Raw genomic sequence first — 17,852 nt, 5'->3', positions numbered from 1 at the left:
AAAAAGCGCCGTGTCTCGTACTGCCTGTCTTTTCGTCGTGTTGGGGGTGACCTGTGCCAGCCAGCCTCTTCTGGCCGCTGAGCCTGAGAAAAAGGATGCGGCAGGAAAATCATCCTCCGTCAAAACCTCATCCCAAAAACCAGCGGCTAAGTCCGCAGCGCATGCTGCGGCGGTCGAGGCTATCAGCGTGCAGGGGCGGCGGCTTTCCACGTCTGCATCCTCCGCTACCAAAAGCGATACACCGCTGATTGAAACGGCCCAGTCTGTTTCCGTCATCACCCGAAATGAGATGAACGTGCGCGGCGTGCTGAGTCTCAATCAGGCGGTGCGCTATACGGCTGGCATCACGCCGGATCTGCGTGGCGGAATTGGCACGCGGTATGACCAGTTCCTTCTCCGTGGTTTTAGTGTTCCCACGTTCCTGGACGGGCTGAAAATGCAGGACAGCCCAACGGGTTATGCCGTTGGGCAGACGGATACGTTCCGGCTTGACCGGGTGGAAATGCTGAAAGGCCCGGCCTCTGCGCTCTATGGCCAGTCCAGCCCCGGTGGTCTTGCAGCGCTATCCAGCAAACTGCCAACCGCGCAGCGCTCTTATGGCGATGTGACGACAACGGGCGGTATGTTTGATCTGTATCGTGTGGATGCGGATGTCGGCGGTTTTGCTTCCGATAATGGGTCGGTGCGGTACCGTCTGTATGGAACGGTGAATGGCCAGCACACGCAGTTGTCCAAAACGGGGAGCCGTCGTTTTTCCATCAGCCCGTCTTTCAGCTTTGGAGGCGATGGCCCGACCACGCTGACAATTCTGGGCAATTACCAGTATGACCCGGAAAGCGGGACCTATGGCGGTGTGCCGCTGGAAGGCTCCCTCAGGCGGGCCTCCTTCGGCTATCTGCCGCGTAATTTCTATGATGGAGACGTAGGGGTTGAGAAATTCAACCGCAAACACGGCTCCTTTACCTATATCTTCTCGCATCGCTTCAATAACGACTGGAGCTTCAATTCCCGCGGCCGTTATGATGACATCAAGGTGGACCAGAGGAGCACCTATGATGCGGGCTATTACAGCAGCCCGGACACGGTGCCGCGTTATGCCTACGGCACCAACGAGCACGTGCACAATCTGGCATTTGACAGCCAGTTTAAAGGGCATGTGAACACCGGCCCCCTGCGGCATACCTTGATGTTTGGCTACGACTACATGTGGCAGCAGGCAGGGGAACTCTACAGCCAGGGGGACGCACCGGACCTGAATGTTCTGCACCCCAACTACCACATGACGTTTCCCGACATGGTTGCGGCAGCCCGGTATAAGGCAGATTCACACCAGATTGGTGCCTACGGGCAGGACGAAATCCACTGGGGTGGGCTGGTGCTGAACGGAAGCCTGCGGAATGACTGGTATCGGTCTCATCAGATCGAGCGTTTTAGCGGGTCCGATACGCGGCAGCGCTCCAGCCAGATTACATGGCGTGCGTCTGGCCTGTATCACTTTGACTTCGGGCTTGCGCCGTACATCAGCTATTCAACATCTTTCCAGCCGCAGTCCGGCCTTGTGTCTGATAATGGCGGCAAGACAATGCGGCAGGCTGATCCTTCAATCGGTAAACAGCTTGAAGGTGGTTTGAAATATCAGATTCCGGGAACGCCGGTTCTGCTGACGGCTGCTGGTTTCCATATTGAGCAGACCAATGTTCTGGTTTCTGTCGGCAGCTTGCCGTACAGCGTGCAGAGCGGGAAAGTGCATTCTGATGGCTTTGAGTTTGAGGCCCATGCAGATGTTTACAAGGGGCTGATGGTTACTGCGGCCGTCAGTGTTCAGAAAGTGCATGATGATTCAACCGGAAAGCCGCTGATCCAGTCCGGTAAAGGGAATGCCTCACTGTTTGCTTTCTACACCATGCCGTCCGGCCCCATGAAAGGGTTCGGGTTTGGTGGTGGCATGCGCTACACGGCCAAAGCCTATGGGGGCGAGGGCGACAATGGCAGCGTGTGGGTTCCGAACTATGCGCTGTTTGATGGCTCCATCCGGTATGACCTCTCCAACCTCTCCCCCTCGCTGCGTGGGTGGACGGCCTCGGCCAGCGTGCGTAACCTGTTTGACAAGCACTTCGTTTCCAACTGTATGGCCTATGCGTCCTACGGTCAGGCCTTCTGCTATTACGGGGAACGACGTAATGCACAGGGTAGTATAGGCTTTTCCTGGTGAAATCTGCCGCGGTCATCTTTCTTGCCTACGCCGGTGCGGCGTTTCTGGGTTTTTTGACCGCGTATTGCCTGCCGTTATCGCCGGTCAACGCTGTGTTGGCCGGCATTTTCGTAGCGCTTGTGGGCTGGCCGGTGCTGGCTATGGCCGGCTTTTCCCGTGTGCGCACGGGCTTTCGGGCCGCCATGACGCAAGTGCACGATATGGCGGGCATTTTTACCGGATGGCTGATTTACATCATCACGCTGTCCGGCACGCTCAGCGTATTTCGGCCTGAAATCAGCCTCTGGGCGCGCCCGGAACTGAGAGCGGGTGCGGTGGACCCCGTCAAAGCGACGGAGGCCGCCATTGGCTGGCTCAGCCGCCATGCCCCGCAGTCTTCCGCGTGGTACATCACGCCGGCAAGAGAGCGTGCGCCGTTCAGCTGGGCGGCATGGGATCAGAATGGCGCATTTCTGCAACGCGCACTGGACCCTGTGACCGGCTCCCCCGACACCATTCGCGATACGCTGGGGGGAGATTTTTTCTATCGGTTCCATTTTGAACTTCAGTTGCCCTACCCGTGGGGGCGTCTGCTTGCCGCGATTGCCGCCCTTGCGCTGGTGTTTGTGCTGCTGACCGGGATTGTCGCGCACAGGCGGATTTTTCTGGATTTCTTCACCTTCAGGCCCAAAAAAGGGCAGCGGAGCTGGCTGGATGCGCATAATCTGGCAGGGGTTGCGGCGCTGCCGTTCCACCTCACCATTGCGCTGACTGGTGCGGTCACGCTCGGCACGCTGCTGATGCCCTGGGCAGGGCTTGCGCATTACCGGGATGCCTCTGCGTTTGAGGCCGCTCTGGCTCCCTCTCTGTCCGCGCCCGCACCGACCGGGAGAGCAAGCACGCTGGCCCCCATCGGCCCTGTTCTTGCTGAAGCCGCCGAGCGTCTGAAAACGGAGGGGCTCAATCAGGTCTATGTTTACAACCCGTCCGACGCCGCTGCGACGATTGTCATCATGGGGGATAATAATGACCGGATTGCCTTTGGCACCCATGTCCTCCGCTTTGATGGAAAAACAGGGAAACTGCTGGCCGACACGCATGAGGAGCGCCCGGTTGTGACGGCCTTTGCCGTGCTTTACGGGCTGCACGTCGCGCATTTTGCCCCGCTCGCCACCCGCTGGCTGTATTTTGGGTCCGGCATTTTGCTTCTTATTGTCACAGGAAGTGGGCTGAGATTATGGATCAGACGCCGCCTGCGCCGGGGCGATAGCGTCCGTCTTGTCCTGCTTGACCGCATCAATGCCGGGATGGTGGCGGGCACGCCTGTTGCTTTCGCAGCGTTTTTCCTCGCCAACCGCCTGCTACCCGTTGCCTTGGCGGAGCGGGCCACGCGGGAAATACAGATCGTATTTGCTGTCTGGTTTCTGCTTTTGTTGCTGGCTGTCGTGCTGCCCGCCCGGACAAGCTGGCGGCTTCTTGTGGGATTGGGTGTGGGGGTGTCTGGCGGTATTGTGCTGCTAAGCGCGCCCTGGGCGGATAGTGTGGAGCGTGCCGTGTCTCTCGTCGCGCTCTGTCTGGCAGGCTGTTGTGTTGCAGCGCTCGGCTCCATGAAGGCCGATCATGACGGGATGTGAGTTGTTTTATACAGTCCTGCAATTTTGCGGGGTTTTTATGATCTCTCTGCGCCCTGTAGCTGTAAAATGCACTGGTGTGCTGCTGCTGTGTGCCAGCCTCTGTCTGGACATCCTGCACGTAGACAATGCGGCTTTTGCCGCTGTTTTCTGGATACTCGATCTCGGCTTTGCCGTGATTGTAGCGGCTCTGGTGCAGACGGGGAGAAGGATGGTGGGGCAGTGGGGAAAGGGAGCGTGGTTTTAACGTTCCTGTCTTTTGGTCCGGAGAGCGGAAAGCGGTGATTCTTTCTGCTTCGTAGATTGCCACGCGCCGCGACAAGAGGCATCCAAGAGCAACAAACCGTTATGCTTTGAATTTGTCGTACTCTGTCTGGCACTATGGGAGCATAGTGCAAGGTATCAATAAATTCTGGAGCGACGAAAATGGTAACAAAAGCCTTCGCTTTGACATTCGTCGCCACGCTTTTGACGCTGCCAGCTTATGCCTATGCCCAACACATGAATGATCCCAATGCCCCGTGCAGGGGAGTGGGGCCAGAATCAAAATTAACGCATTGTTTGTATAATGCCGCGCAAAACGCGGACACGCACTTGCAGCAAACATTTCAGAGTATCCAAGGAAAGATACACGGCTCCGATCTTGAAAAATTGCAGCAGATGGAAAAAATTTGGGTGCTTTATAAAAATAGTTTTTGTGATGCTGAATATGCTCTCTACGATGGTGGTTCAGGTGGTCCTCCTGCCCATTTTGCCTGTCTGGAAGCCTTAACCCGACACCATGAAGATGAATTAAAAACCGCCTATGGTCGTTATTTGGATTAAGCTCTAACAGGCTCTACTTGGAGGAAGTGGTTTTTCCTCTGATATAGAGCTTTGTGTTTCTGTAGAAAAATTGCGGCTTATACAGAACAATTTCCAACAGATTGACACACCTCTCCGTTCACATCGTTTACTGCATTAGTAAAGGGCGGGGGCGTTTCCCAGTCATCGCTCCGCAAACTTCTCCACCAGTTCCGCAAAGCGTTTTGGTGCGTCAACATGCACCCAGTGGCCCGCGCCGCTAATGGTCTCCAGCGTGTAGTGCGGGAACAGGCGGCGCATGGCGGGGTAGTTTTTGGGCTGGATGTAGGGGGAAATCTCACCCCGGATAAACAGGGTCGGTCCGTCATACTCTGTGCCGGGCGGCAGCTCCGGCCAGCTCATGATGGTCGGCAGGGCGGACATGATATCCGCAAGACCAATGCTCCAGCCGGGATTATCGCCCAGCCGCATGTTCTGCACCATCATCTGGCGGATCGCTTCACTGGGGATCAGCGGGCGCAGCAGGGCGTCGGCCCCGGCGCGGTCCAGATGCGGGGGGAAATCCAGCGTTTCCAGCTCGGCCGGAACGTCCATACGGGTAAAGCCGCCCTCGCCGGGGGCAATGTCCACCACCAGCAGGCTGTGCACACATTCCGGGTGGCGCAGGGCCAGCATCATGGCGGTTTTGCCGCCCATGGAATGGCCCAGCAGCATGGCGGAGGAGATGTTGTGATGTTCCAGCGTCTCCCGCACATCATCCGCCATAATCTGGAAGCTCATGGGGCCGTGGGGGCTGTCCCCGTGGTTGCGCAAATCCAGCGCCAGTGTGCGGCGGGTGGCGGCCAGCCGGCGCTGCACAAAGCCCAGATTGCGGGCCCGGCCAAACAGTCCATGCAGCAGAACAACAGGGGGAAGGGTCTTTGCCTCGGAGGACACTTCGGGGCCCCGTTCAATCACGTTCAGCAGCACGGCGTGTTTTATCCTTTCAAAAACAAGGCTCTGGAGAGCTGGTCCGGCGGAACTCTCGCTTATCTTTTCCCTAAAGGCGAGGGGGGCGGGACAGTTTTTTCTTCACCTTCCTGCGAGACTTGCGATGGTGAACAGGCTGGCATGCGCTGGCCGGGAACTTTCGAGCCGATGGAGGTTTGAACCGGAACCGTCTCCATGCGGCAGAACCGTTCTGCCCATGTCTGTGCGCCAGGGACGGAACAGAATAAGGACGGTTTTTTATGCAACGCTGCCTCGTTATCCTTAACCAGCCCGATCAGGCCGTTGTCCTGCTCTCTCTGGCGGCTTCACTGATCAAGCAGGTGGGGGGAGACCGGATTGATGTTCTGGCGGCCCGCGAGCCCCCCAATGAGGGCAAGGGGCCGATGAGCCTGACGGATGAGAGCGCTTTTGTCATGCGGCAGGACCAGCGGGAGTGGGCCGCCAGCCTGCATGCTACGTTCCATCACTGGCTGGAGCAGGAATATGGCTCCCCGGCGGACCGGCTTTCTGCTGTGGAGGTCAACTGGCTGGACCCGGAAATTGCCGTGGAGCGGATTATCAACGGTTATGCGCGAGATGCCGGGCTGATCCTGCTGGGCTTCCCCGACCGCAGGGACAGCGAGCAGAAGCATCGGGCGCTGCGCTCTGCCATTTTTGAGACCAATCGTCCGCTGCTGCTGGTGCCCCCGTTCTGGGACCGCCCGTGCGGGCGTACCGTGCTGATGGCCTGGCGGGATTCCCCCTGTTGCCGCAGGGCCTTTACGGCCTCCCGCATGCTGCTGGCCCACGCGGAAACTGTGACGGTTCTCTCCCCGGAAGGGGAAGATATGCCAGCGGATCTGCTGCCCGGCATTGCGTATGAGACGGCGCATCTGCAGCATCGGCACGGGGCGGAAGCCGTGGCACAGCAACTGCTGGAAATTGCGCATGATGAAAAAGCCGATCTGCTGGTAATGGGCGGCTACCAGCATGGCATGCTCTATAACCGGATTATGGGGAGCGTGACGGAATATATGCTGCATCACCCCGATATTCCGGTCTTTCTACATCATTAAAGGCGGGTGGCTGTGTAGGAGACTGGCCCGCTTCTTGCTAAAGTGGGCCTATGGATATCGCTTTTTCCCGCCCGGCGTCGCGTCGCTGGCCGCTCTGGCACGTCGCGCTGCTGGTGCTGCTGCCTGTTCTTGTTCACCTCCCGGAACTGATCGGCCCGGCATTGTTCGGGCAGATGACGTCAGACCCGCTTTCTGTGCTTTCTGTGGCCACCACCATCCGGCGGGACTGGCTGGACGGTGGTCTGCTGCCCGGTTTGCCCGGCTGGATTGACGGCTGCGCGGGTGTGATTGTGCAGGCGCTGGGGCATCTGGTGGCGTCTGACTGGCGGCAGGGTATCCTGCCCTGGTGGAACCCTTATAGCGGCGTCGGCATGCCGTTGGCGGGGGAGTATCAGCCTGCCGCGTTCTTCCTGCCATTTGTGCTGCTGCTGGGCTTTCCTGGTGGTTTGCTGCTGATGAAGATCGCTTTGCAAATTGTCGCCGGGCTGGCGATGTACGCCTTTTTGCGGGCCTTGCGTCTGGATAAGCGCGCGGTGCTGCTGGGCGCATTGCTTTATGCGTTTAACGGCACGTATGCATGGGCTTCGGACGGCCCAAGTCAGCCTCTGGCTTTTTTGCCACTGGTGCTGTTTGGCATTGAGCGCGCCAGAACGCATGTTGGCATAGGCGGCTGGGGCTGGCTGGCTGTGGGGCTGGGCTATCTGCTGCTTTCGGGCTTTCCGGAAACGGCGTTTCTGGTGGGCACGCTGGGCTTGTGCTGGGCGGTGTTGCGGCTGGTGCAGCAACCGGCTGCCACGCGTCTGCCCTATGCTTTGCGTATTATGGCCGGAGGGGGCGCAGCACTTTTGCTGGCAGCGCCGCAGCTTGTGGCGTTTGCGGACTTCCTGCGGGAAGCATGGGTTGGCGCGCATGCCGGCGTGCTGGATGCTGCCTTGCCGCAGGCCAGTTGGGCCATGGCGCTTTTCCCGTACATCAACGGCCTGTTTTTTTACGGTGGTGCAGAACAGTTTGGCGCATGGTGGGCGATGGGTGGTTATACCGGGCTGGTGGTGCCATGGCTGGCGCTGGTGGCTCTGTTTGGCAAACGCGAGCGCCCGGCGCGGCTGATGCTGGCAGGCTATGTTCTGGTGTGCATGGGCAAGCAGGCTAATCTGCCAGTTATTACCGGGCTGGTGGATCTACTGCCCGGTGTGGGGCGCACCGTTTTCTATCGCTTGTGCTTCCCGGCGGAACAGGCAGCGCTCATTCTGCTGGCTGCTTTTGGGCTGGATGATCTGTTCAGTCTGCCTGCCTCGTTGACGTCTGCGCAGATCCGGGCCGTTTTCAAAAAACCTGTGGTGTGGGCCAGTGTGCTCCTTGGGGCTGCGGCGTTTGGCGCATGGCGACTGAACGGCCCGACGCGTGATGCCCTGCGCGGCTATAGTCATGGCCCTGTGTCCTCATGGGGGTATGAGGCCGGGTCCGTTCTGCTCGGGTGCGGCGTGGTTGTGCTGTGTGCCACGGGTTTTCTGGGGTGGGGGCGCTGGCGGTCCGCGCGGGCACGCGTGGCGCTGGTGAGCGCGGGGGTGCTGGGTGAGGCGCTCCTGCTGTTCTGCATCCCGCTGCTCTGTGTGCGTGCGCCTTTACCGCGCAACACGCTCTTGCTGAACACTGTGCAGCGGGAGCTGGGCTTACAGCGGTTTGTGACCATGGGGGTGATTGCACCCAACTACGGAGCGTATTTCCGCCTACCGTCGCTCAACCATAACGGTGTGCCCATGCCCAGCGCATGGATTGAGCGCATGAAGCATGATTTTGGCCCGGATGTGGACCCGGTGACGTTTGATGGCATTACGCCTAATCGCCCGGGCGGTCAGTTCTTTCTGGCAGAAACACTGTCTAAAAGGCCGGAGGTTTTTGAAAAGCTGGGCGTTGCGCTGGCGCTGGTGCCGCATGGCTTCGCATTGTCCGGCAGTGAGGCGCTGGCCCCAGAAAACCGTATGCAGTTGATCTATGCCGACCCGACAGCCGATGTGTATCGCCTGCCTCATGCGGCTCCATATTTTGAGGCTGGCCCCGGATGCAGCGTGCAGGCGCACACCCAGACAGAGGTGCAAACGCAGTGCGCCGCGCCGTCTTTCCTCATCCGGCGAGAACTGATGATGGCGGGCTGGACAGCCCGCGTAAATGGCCAGACCGTGGTGCCAACGGTTGAGGATGGCCTGTTTGAACGCATCCCCCTGCCTGCGGGGCAGGCGAATATTCGGTTCAGTTTTACGCCGCCTTTCATGGCGTGGGGCTGGACTGGCTTTCTGGCAGGACTGGCTTTGCTGGCGCTGGGTTTTGCCGGTGGCAGGCAGATGCGCGGGGATGTTGTGGCTCTGCATGCAGCGGGTGCGGTTGCAAGAAGAGGGTAAGTGTTGTTGCGAGCCGGGGAGGTCTTGGGAAGTATAAAATAGTTTTTAATCGTTTCCTGCCGTGCTGGTTGTTGCATGCGGCAGGGGGCGGTTTTCCGGGGGAAAACAGGCTTATGCCGCCTCCCAGCCGGCTTCGTTCCGGCGCAGTGATGGCTCGCAAAAAGATGTAAGCGGAACTGCTATGCATAAGCTGAATTTGCGAATCATTATCATCCGCTGTTATTGCGAAGCATCTTCACGCTCTTAATTTGCAACAGGCTGCTTCATCCATGAGTAAACATACTATTCGGCGTTGCCTTCACCCGGCGCCACTGGCCTTTGGTCTGGCTTTGGGATGTGGTTCGGCTTTTCCGGCCATGGCTGCGGATGACGCCGCGGGAAAAGAGCCTGTTCTGCCCCCGCGCACGCCTGCGGATGCTGCCAAAGATGCGACGAAAAAAGCCGCGCAGCCACAGGCCGTTCTGACCAACCCGAAAGGGAAGGGGCCTGAACTGGTCAAGGAAGATGACGGCACAGAGTCCGAACACTGGGTTGTAACGGCGTCGCCCATGAACACGCTGCGCACCCCCATTGGCATCAGCCGTATGCCGCAGGATGTGCTGCATACGCCGCAGACCATTGATGTTGTGCCGCAGTTGCTCATGCAGCAGCAGAACGTCAAATCACTGGATGAAGCGCTCAAAAACGTGCCGGGCATCACCGCCTCCGTGGGTGAGGGTGAAGGCGGGATGGCGGGCGATCAGTTCCTCATTCGTGGCTTTGCAGCCCAGAATGATATTTATGAAAACGGCTTACGTGACTTTGGTGTTTATACACGCGACTCCTTTGATTATGACCATGTGACGGTTATCAAAGGGCCGTCTTCTCAGGTGTTTGGGAACGGCACCACGGGGGGCGCGATTAACATCACCACCAAAACCCCCAATGACCAGAACCATATCGGGGCCAGTTTCTCCGGTGGGAGCGGGGCGTATTACCGCGGCACGCTCGATTTCAGCCATAAGATTACCGATACCATTGCCGTGCGCGTAACCGGCATGGGGAATGAAAATGATATGGTCGGGCGGGATGCAGTCTATTCCCACCGCTGGGGGATTGCGCCGTCCATTATTTTCGGGCTTGGAAAAAAAGTTAACTATACCATAGAATATTTCCATCAGACAGATAACCGTATTCCCGATTATGGTGTGCCTGTGGTGACAAAGCCGGGGACATCTTACGGCAAACCAGTGACGGAATATGGCGTGCGGCGCACCACCTGGTATGGCACGACCTTTGACCAGGATGATTCCAACGTTGATATGCTGACAGGCCGCCTGAAGTGGGAGGTCAATCCGCACATTACCGTCTACAATGATACCCGTGGCGGGCTGTATAGCCGGTATTTCTCGGCATCTCAGGAAAGCTGTAACGCGGCCTGCACAAGTGCTCTGTTCTCATCACACCCGCAAACCGCGCTTGTTTCCCGTATTGGCGGGGTGGGTGGCCCTAACCCGTACCAGCAGGATGACTGGTCCGTGCAGAACGTGTCTTCTGCGGTGGCCAACTTCAATACCGGCAGCATCAAACACCAGATGATTGCCGGTGTGGATATTGAGCATATTTATGATCGCCGCCGGAACTATGCCTATAACAATCCTTCAGCCCGCCAGTGGGCCAGCCTGCTGAACCCGACAGCTTATGTTCCGGGGCTGGATGTTGGTGTTGGCTCTCTGAACCCGAACAATCTGGTGAACATTCCCAACGGCGTTGGTAAAAAAGAATGGAAGACCAGTGCTGCGACGGATGTCGGGGCGTTCTTCTCCGAGCAGGCCTGGCTGACGCCGTGGTTCTCGGTCAAGGCCGGTTTCCGGTGGGATCACTGGAGCAGCAACTATAGTGCCACAGGCGGCGTCGCCACGACGCCGGACACGCATCTTGGCCAGAAGCAGGATACGTTCAACCCGAATGTCAGCCTGATGTACACGCCGAACGATCATGCGATGGTGTATTTCAACTGGGCTGAATCCACCACGCCGATGGGTCTTTACGTCACCAACAGTTCTGAGCCGCTGTCTCCCAAGAATTCCAAATTCCAGCCGGAGCGCAGCAGATTGTATGAACTGGGGGCCAAATATTCCGCATTCCATGACCGGATTGGCTTTACGGCGTCTGTCTTCCGTCTGGAAAAAGGCAATTCCATGCTGACAGACCCCAGCACCGGGACGGTGACGGACTCTGGCGATACCCAGCGCAACCAGGGCGTAGAACTGAGCGTGTCCGGCCAGATCCTGAAAAACTGGAACATGATTGCCACCTACGCCAAGTATGACAGCAAGACGACGGGCGGCACCGCAGCGGATATTGGCAAGCAGGTGCAGTATGTGCCCCGCAATCAGGCAACTGTGTGGACCACGTATGAAATTGCGCCCAAAAAGCCCTATAACCTGACAATGGGTGGTGGCGTGACCTGGCGTGAAGGCGTGTTCCTGGACCCGGCCAATACCGCCCGCGTTCCGGCAAACGTCGAGTTTGACGCGGTGGTGTCCCACCAGTTTGGTCCGAACTGGAAAATTGCCATGAACGGTTACAACCTTGCCAACCGCCTGAACTACGGCAACCTGTTCAGCAACCGCGTAACACCCTCGGTTGGCCGGTCTTTCCTGTTTAACCTGTCTATGACGTATTAAAGACGACGCATTAAGCCCCCTTTACCACGCAAGATCGTAAAGGGGGCAGAGGACATGCGGAGGTTCGGGAGTGGGGTTGGTTGGATCTTTATCCACCGGGCAGATTTGTCCGTCATCTCTCTCGAACGTTACCTCAGCCGGATTGAAAGGCTTTTTGGCTTTTTCGTTCATGTAAGGCGTGATGGCGTAGGGGGCCCAAAAGATGGTCCCTCCGAGTTCATAAATATTGAAATGCCAGTTCTGAATGCGGGCTGGATCAATTTGTACAATAAGAGGCCGGTCAGTTCTGAGTTCAATCTGATTGAGAATAGACTGTGCTACCTCGGCATCCAGCCTGTCCTGTAACCAGCGGTGATGCAGGATGGAAAAAGCGTTTCCACACATCAGGATAAGAATACCGCAAAGCCCATATCTGATGGTCGCGTTAAGAGGAAATTTTTGCAGAAGGGCGAGCAGGCCCAGTGGAAACAGCATATTGATATAAAAGCTGATTCTGGGGGATGGCCAATAGGTGCCTTCTGGTTCCAGCAGAACAATCGGGGTTGGAATTGCGATAACCAGAAAGAGGGCACACGCAACCAGCTTTACGTCAAATTTGAGAAACGCCGTGATAGTAAGACCCGCGACGATACAGAACAGCAGTAAAGACAGCGGTTTGTACAAGAGGTTATGGTATGCACCATGAGAGAGAAATATATCTGCTTCAGTATGAAGTTTTCGTAAAAAATTAAATGGAATGGACTGAAAGGACAGCGTTCTTTGAAGGTTTCCGGGGCCTGAGAAAACTTCCCACAGGCGTTTTAGAATTTCATTATAGACAACATAAAAAAACAGGCTGCTGACAAGAAGTATCATCAGTGATGAGGGAGCGGTTAATTTTGGCGGAACATCTTTGAAAAATGCACACAGAGCCAGCACAACAAAAGGAAGCAGGATGAAAGGCTGGTAAGCGCAGGTGGCAACAGCGATTAACGATCCGCACACCAGAAATTTAACCGGACCATCCAGGCGGGGCATGCAAGAAAAAACAGCCGCAATGCATAAAAATCCTACTGAATAAATCAGGTAGGCAGATGTCCATTGGTATAAATCAAACATAAACGGAAATAAAATACATGAAGCTGTAAAAAATAAGCTTTTAAAGAGATTGTCATCGATTTTTGTTATAGAAATAATTGAATGAATTAAATATATAAATGAAAAGATAAAAGTGGCGCTACAGAAAATCTGGTATGCAGGGTATGTAAATCCAAGATGGAATAAGCCAGTATTCAGGAAACTGATAATATGTCTGCCATCTTTTGGCGTATATCTCATGAAAGCATCAAGCCAGCTCCCATAATTTTTTATTAAGAAATCATCCGGGTTCTCAAGTTGAAAATTAATGAGAACTAAAGGGAGTAAAAGTACAAATGAAAAAGCAGAGACCAGAAAATGGCACTGCTTTCTGCTTGTGTTTGGAAAGCTTCTCAATATCACGAAATCGTCCTTATTATTTTTATGACGTTATGATGTTATAGCTGAGATAAGTTTTTTACCGGGTTCTGGAGAAAACTTTCCACATGAAAGCGCGGGCGTTGTTTGGCTTCCAGATAAATCTTGCCAACATATTCCCCAATAATGCCCAGAGAGAGCATCTGCACGCCGCCCATGAAGAAGATGGACAGGATAATGGAGGGCCAGCCCTCGACGGTATTGCCGGTGAATTTCATAACCAGCACATAAAACGTCGCAGCCAGAGAGACGGCGCAGATAGAAAAGCCCAGTGCGGCAATCAGCCGCAAAGGGGTGACGGTCATGGACGTAATGCCCTCCATGGCCAGAGCGAGCATTTTGCGCAGCGGGTATTTGGATTCACCCGCTGTGCGCAGGCCGCGGGCATAGTGCACTTCTGTGGAGGGAAAGCCCACCAGCGGCACAAGGCCACGGATATAGGCATTGCGTTCTGTATAGCGCAGCAGGCCATTGACCGCGCGCTGGCTGAGCAGGCGGAAGTCGGCATGGTTGGACACCTGCCTGACCCCCATGGCCGCCATCAGCCGGTAAAAGCCTTCTGCTGAGGTCCGCTTGAACCACGTATCTGTCTGGCGGCATTCCCGCACGCCATACACAACGTCATACCCGGCATGGTAGCCTTCCACCATGCGGCGGATGGCCTGAATGTCATCCTGAAGGTCGGCGTCAATGCTGACAATGGCATCGGCTTGCGGGGCTGCCGCAGCCAGCCCGGCCAGCAGAGCAGACTGGTGGCCCTCATTACGGGAAAGTTTTAAGCCCTGCACATGGCTTTCGTCAGTACAGGCGGCTTTGATCTGCTCCCATGTGGTGTCCCGGCTGCCATCATCCACAAACAGCAAAAAGCTGTCCGGCTGCACCATCTCGTCCTGCACCATGGTGTAGAGCAGGGCGCTCAGTTCCTGCTGGCAATAGGCAAAAACCTCTTCCTCATTGTAGCAGGGTACGACAATGGCCAGTCGTGGGGCTGGGCGCGGCGTGGCAGGCATGAAGAGTGTGCTTCCAGTTCAGTAACAATAAAGAGCTGAGTGAAAGTCACACTATCATTTTCAAATCTGGGTTGCGACAACCTGCCTGTAAAACTGTTGGACAGTTGCAAAGTGGACACATGCTGAGAAAGTTCGGTTTTTCAAGGTATAATGCTTACAAAACCGTTGCTTTTATTTTTGCAGGACTTTCCGGGCAAACCAGACGCATGCGACGCAGAAAGCAGCCAGCCCCAGCACGGCAGGGGCTCCGGCGGGCAGCCATGGCGCCAGAGAAAGCGCATCATCCCGCCCCAGCGCGCCGGACAGCACGGCCAGCGCCACGCCAATCAGGCTTTCTCCCACAATAAAGCCGGAGGCGATCATGGTGCCAATGCTGGCGTCATGTTCTGTCACGGCTTCCGGCAGGCGGTCAGCCTCACCGTAACCGCCGGTTGTGCTGCGACGTTCCTTCAGCTTACGGTTTAGCACCCAGCCCAGAACTGCGCCCACGGCCAGCGTGACGCTGACGGAGGCCGGCAGGTAGATGCCCACGGCCACGCCCAGCGGCGGCAGGGCCAGATGGCGGCGGCGCAGGAGCAGGTCCAGCCCGATCAGCACAGCCCCCAGCCCAAAACCGATGGAAAGCATGCTCCAGTCCAGTGACTGCGTGAAAATGCCCTTCGCAATCATGGCGATCAGCGCAGGCTGCGGGGCGGCGAGCGCGTGGGCCGGGTCCATACCGGGGCGCGGCATGGGGGCACCGGCAAAGCCGTATGCCTGATAGAGCAGGTTAAGCACCGGCGGGATGACAGCCGCGCCCACCACACAGCCTGCAATCAGCGCCACTTCCTGCTTCCACGGGGAGGCCCCGACAAGCTGGCCGGTCTTGAGGTCCTGAAGGTTATCGTTGGAAATGGCGACGGTCGCGGTAATGGCGGACAGCAGCAGGATGGTGAAGCCGGTGGCCAGCGTCTGGCCGTCTGCCATCATTTCCGCAGGCATCAGACCGAGAGATTCCAGCCCCAGAATCATCAGCGCGCACAGCACGGCGGCAATAATGATAATGCCGGAAATGGGGGAGGAGGAGGAGCCGACAATGCCCGCCATGTAGCCGCAGGCGGCGGCCATCACAAAGCCGAACACCACGCAGAACAGCACCGCCGCGCAGACTGCGGGCCAGATGCCATGCGCCATGGGGGCCAGAAAGGCTGCAAACAGGCCGCCCAGTATCAGAACAGTAACCCCAAGGAGGGCGATCATGACGCGGGGAGACAGGTCACGGTCCGCATCCGGCACCACGGCACCTTTGCGGCCCCGGAACACGCTGCTCAGCCCGCGCAGGACGGGGCCCATCAGTTCGATCAGGGTCCACAGGGAAGAAATGGCAATGGCCCCGGCCCCGATAAACCGGACCTTATGCAGCCAGATCGCGTTCGCGAAGGCGGCGGCGTCCAGATGCTCCGGGTTGGGCATGTGGGCGGTCAGCCAGGGCACGCCAACGCCCCATGCCAGCACGCAGCCCAGCAGCATGGCCAGCCCACCGGCCAGCCCCACCAGATAGCCAGCCCCCAGCAGCGCGAGAGACAGGCCACCCGAAAACCGGAATACGGCAGCCCCGGCAGCCCCGGTGACGCTGACGGTATCGGCCAGAAGTTGCAGGCCGCTACAGGCAAAGGAGAACAGACCCGCCACAACGCTGCCGCCGATCAGGGCGGACAGGCTCTTGCTGTTCCCATTCTCACCCCCGGCGCGCAGGATCTCTGCTGCGGCGACGCCTTCCGGGTAGGGGAGAGCGCTTTCCGTCACCAGTGCGCGGCGCAGAGGAATGGTAAACAGCACGCCCGCAATGCCCCCGGCCAGCGAGAGGCCCGCTGTCTGCCAGAAGGGGAAGCTATGCCAGAAGCCCGTCATAATCAGGCCGGGGAAGGTGGCGAACACGCAGGACAACGTGCCTGCCGCCGAGGCCTGACTTTGCACCATATTGTTTTCCAGCAGGGTGCTGCGCCCCAGTGCGCGCAGCACGGCCATGGAAATGACAGCCGCCGGAATGGAGGAGGCAAAGGTCAGCCCGATCCGCAGCCCAAGATAGACGTTGGAGGCGGTGAAGACGACGGTAATCAGCGCCCCCAGAATCAGCCCGCGCACGGTGAGTTCACGCACGGAGGGGGTTTGCAGGGGGGATGGAGCGGTCATACCCGGAGCCTCGCAGCAGCATCAGACATCATGAAGGGCTTCGATACGCTGCCTGATGCCGCTTGTCTCCCCTGAATGAACCGGAGAGGCAATGAGATAAGAAAAGATGGTGGGAAAGCCACAGGGCGGCGGCGCTCAGCTCGGTTCTCCCATCAGATCACGGGCATGGCTGGCCAGCCCGTGCAGGCCGGGCACGGGCGCATCCGAGACCAGACTGACCCCCAGTCCGTCCTGCGCCCAGAGGTAGCCCGGAACATGCCGCATGGGCCGCATGGGGGCCGTGACATCCACCCGATACATGGGCCGCACAAACAGGGAGAGCCGCCCACCTCCGTCTTTAGCGTAGAAGAACAGGCAGGCGGGGCCATGATCGGTCGTGACAAGCTGGCCCCCGGAGAGCTGATACCCCGCGCTGGAGAGATCCGGCGGCTGGACCGGCCTGCCCAGAACGCTCTCTCCCCACGCTGCCAGTTGCGTGGCATTGCCTTTTGCAATGGCGCTGCCTTTGCCCGCCTCCTGCACCATAGCGGCTTCCTGCTCGACGGATGCCAGCCCGACGGGCACCTGCCGGTCCCGCAGAAACCACCCGCCACCAAGCCCGAGGGAAAGTGCGAACGCAATGGAGGCCGCCATCTGCGGCAGACTGAAGCGCCGCACCCTGCGCTCTCTCAGACGGGCCAGATCAAAGCGAGCAGGGATCGGCTCGCGGAGGTCTGTGTCCAGTGCCGCCCGCAAACCGTCACGCTCCTGCCGGCATGCCCTGACACGCTGCTGCGCTTCCGGGTGGTTTTCCAGCCAGATATCCACGTCTCGGCGACGGTCGGGGGGGAGAAAGTCATCGACCCACGCCTGAAGGTCATCCTCGGTCACAGGGGTATCGGGGCGCGTCATTTCACCCTCCTCAGGATGGGACGTTTCTCATGGCCTGCCAGATCATGCAGGGCAGACCGGGCGCGGGAAAGGCGGGACATCACGGTGCCAACCGGCACGCTGAGGATCTCCGCAACGGCTTTGTAGTCCAGCCCTTCAACCCCCACGAGCAGCAGCACCTGCCGATGGTCATCAGACAGACGCCCGAAGGCCTGTGTCATGTCCTGCCATTCAAGATGCGGAATTTGCCCGGCGTCCTGCAGCGGTTCCGGGAATGAGGTTTCTGCCATAGGCACCAGACGCCGGAAACGCCGCCATCGGCTGATGTTCAGGCGGTAGGCGATGGTGAAGAGCCAGGGGCGTAGATCTGACTGATCCCGCACCTGATCCATCCGGGACAGGGCACGTTCCAGACAATCCTGCACCAGATCATCGGCCTGATGCGGGTCACGGGTCAGCACCCGCGCGTAGCGCCTCAAGGCCGGAATGACGCTCTGTAGTCTGCCGTCGTCTTCATCACTCACCGCGTCCCGGCCCCTCATGTGCGTCATCTCCTGAGGACAGAGACGC

The 17,852-nt window shown here is 58.0% G+C and carries 13 protein-coding genes; 7 read left to right on the top strand and 6 right to left on the bottom strand.

The window, feature by feature from the left end; genetic code table 11:
* The first annotated feature begins 10 nt into the window (after window positions 1-10).
* From HK23_RS00625 to HK23_RS00610, 4 genes are all read left to right on the top strand, one after another.
* Window positions 11-2,212: a TonB-dependent siderophore receptor gene (locus HK23_RS00625; RefSeq protein WP_256939995.1), complete on the top strand. Its 2,202-nt coding sequence runs from the start codon at window positions 11-13 to the stop codon at window positions 2,210-2,212.
* Entirely contained in the window at window positions 2,209-3,825 is a 1,617-nt protein-coding gene (locus HK23_RS00620; RefSeq protein WP_256939994.1) for a PepSY-associated TM helix domain-containing protein, read from the top strand. The genes HK23_RS00625 and HK23_RS00620 overlap by 4 nt, the downstream gene beginning before the upstream one ends.
* A 37-nt stretch (window positions 3,826-3,862) precedes the next feature.
* Window positions 3,863-4,069: a hypothetical protein gene (locus HK23_RS00615; protein WP_143217456.1), complete on the top strand. Its 207-nt coding sequence runs from the start codon at window positions 3,863-3,865 to the stop codon at window positions 4,067-4,069.
* Window positions 4,070-4,248: 179 nt separating this feature from the next.
* Window positions 4,249-4,647, top strand: coding sequence for a lysozyme inhibitor LprI family protein (locus HK23_RS00610; RefSeq protein WP_086652475.1), 399 nt, complete (start codon window positions 4,249-4,251; stop codon window positions 4,645-4,647).
* A gap of 162 nt (window positions 4,648-4,809) precedes the next feature.
* Here the strand turns inward: HK23_RS00610 and HK23_RS00605 are convergent, their stop codons facing one another.
* A complete protein-coding gene (locus tag HK23_RS00605) occupies window positions 4,810-5,595 on the bottom strand; it encodes an alpha/beta fold hydrolase (protein ID WP_086652474.1) in 786 nt (261 codons plus the stop codon).
* A 260-nt stretch (window positions 5,596-5,855) separates the two neighbouring features.
* Here HK23_RS00605 and HK23_RS00600 point away from each other — a divergent pair, with 260 nt between their 5' ends.
* The 3 genes from HK23_RS00600 (at window position 5,856) to HK23_RS00590 (ending at window position 11,736) form a co-directional block, all read left to right on the top strand.
* The gene (locus HK23_RS00600) at window positions 5,856-6,671 is read left to right on the top strand and encodes a universal stress protein (protein WP_086652473.1); all 816 of its coding nucleotides are present in this window, start codon (window positions 5,856-5,858) and stop codon (window positions 6,669-6,671) included.
* A 50-nt stretch (window positions 6,672-6,721) separates the two neighbouring features.
* Window positions 6,722-9,067 (top strand): glycosyltransferase family protein, encoded by a 2,346-nt coding sequence (locus HK23_RS00595; protein ID WP_086652472.1) that lies wholly within the window; start codon window positions 6,722-6,724, stop codon window positions 9,065-9,067.
* A 269-nt stretch (window positions 9,068-9,336) separates the two neighbouring features.
* On the top strand, window positions 9,337-11,736 hold the full coding sequence (locus tag HK23_RS00590; protein WP_143217455.1) for a TonB-dependent receptor: 2,400 nt from the start codon (window positions 9,337-9,339) through the stop codon (window positions 11,734-11,736).
* A gap of 21 nt (window positions 11,737-11,757) precedes the next feature.
* On the opposite strand, the gene HK23_RS00585 is transcribed toward HK23_RS00590, so the two are convergent.
* The 5 genes from HK23_RS00585 to HK23_RS00565 all read right to left on the bottom strand — a co-directional run bounded on the left by HK23_RS00585 (window position 11,758) and on the right by HK23_RS00565 (window position 17,824).
* On the bottom strand, window positions 11,758-13,215 hold the full coding sequence (locus tag HK23_RS00585) for a hypothetical protein (protein WP_143217454.1): 1,458 nt from the start codon (window positions 13,213-13,215) through the stop codon (window positions 11,758-11,760).
* Between the two features lie 35 nt (window positions 13,216-13,250).
* Window positions 13,251-14,240 carry a glycosyltransferase family 2 protein gene (locus HK23_RS00580; protein ID WP_086652469.1) on the bottom strand — a complete coding sequence of 330 codons (990 nt, stop codon included), beginning with the start codon at window positions 14,238-14,240 and terminating at the stop codon, window positions 13,251-13,253.
* A gap of 171 nt (window positions 14,241-14,411) precedes the next feature.
* Entirely contained in the window at window positions 14,412-16,412 is a 2,001-nt protein-coding gene (locus HK23_RS00575) for an OPT family oligopeptide transporter (RefSeq protein ID WP_086652468.1), read from the bottom strand.
* Between the two features lie 135 nt (window positions 16,413-16,547).
* The gene (locus HK23_RS00570) at window positions 16,548-17,303 is read right to left on the bottom strand and encodes an anti-sigma factor family protein (RefSeq protein ID WP_086652467.1); all 756 of its coding nucleotides are present in this window, start codon (window positions 17,301-17,303) and stop codon (window positions 16,548-16,550) included.
* A complete protein-coding gene (locus tag HK23_RS00565) occupies window positions 17,300-17,824 on the bottom strand; it encodes an RNA polymerase sigma factor (protein WP_179193747.1) in 525 nt (174 codons plus the stop codon). The genes HK23_RS00570 and HK23_RS00565 overlap by 4 nt, the downstream gene beginning before the upstream one ends.
* Between the last annotated feature and the right edge of the window lie 28 nt (window positions 17,825-17,852).

Origin of the sequence: Acetobacter malorum, from assembly GCF_002153605.1 — a bacterium.
Lineage (GTDB): Bacteria > Pseudomonadota > Alphaproteobacteria > Acetobacterales > Acetobacteraceae > Acetobacter > Acetobacter malorum_A.
This window is presented reverse-complemented; position numbering and strand designations above follow the sequence as displayed.

Excerpts from the sequence above, each read along its gene's own strand:
- HK23_RS00615 (WP_143217456.1), top strand. The coding sequence starts at position 3,863 with ATGATCTCTCTGCGCCCTGTAGCTGTAAAATGCACTGGTGTGCTGCTG.
- HK23_RS00610 (WP_086652475.1), top strand. The coding sequence starts at position 4,249 with ATGGTAACAAAAGCCTTCGCTTTGACATTCGTCGCCACGCTTTTGACG.
- HK23_RS00600 (WP_086652473.1), top strand. The coding sequence starts at position 5,856 with ATGCAACGCTGCCTCGTTATCCTTAACCAGCCCGATCAGGCCGTTGTC.
- HK23_RS00595 (WP_086652472.1), top strand. The coding sequence starts at position 6,722 with ATGGATATCGCTTTTTCCCGCCCGGCGTCGCGTCGCTGGCCGCTCTGG.
- HK23_RS00590 (WP_143217455.1), top strand. The coding sequence starts at position 9,337 with ATGAGTAAACATACTATTCGGCGTTGCCTTCACCCGGCGCCACTGGCC.
- HK23_RS00580 (WP_086652469.1), bottom strand. The coding sequence starts at position 14,240 with ATGCCTGCCACGCCGCGCCCAGCCCCACGACTGGCCATTGTCGTACCC.
- HK23_RS00575 (WP_086652468.1), bottom strand. The coding sequence starts at position 16,412 with ATGACCGCTCCATCCCCCCTGCAAACCCCCTCCGTGCGTGAACTCACC.
- HK23_RS00570 (WP_086652467.1), bottom strand. The coding sequence starts at position 17,303 with ATGACGCGCCCCGATACCCCTGTGACCGAGGATGACCTTCAGGCGTGG.
- HK23_RS00565 (WP_179193747.1), bottom strand. The coding sequence starts at position 17,824 with ATGAGGGGCCGGGACGCGGTGAGTGATGAAGACGACGGCAGACTACAG.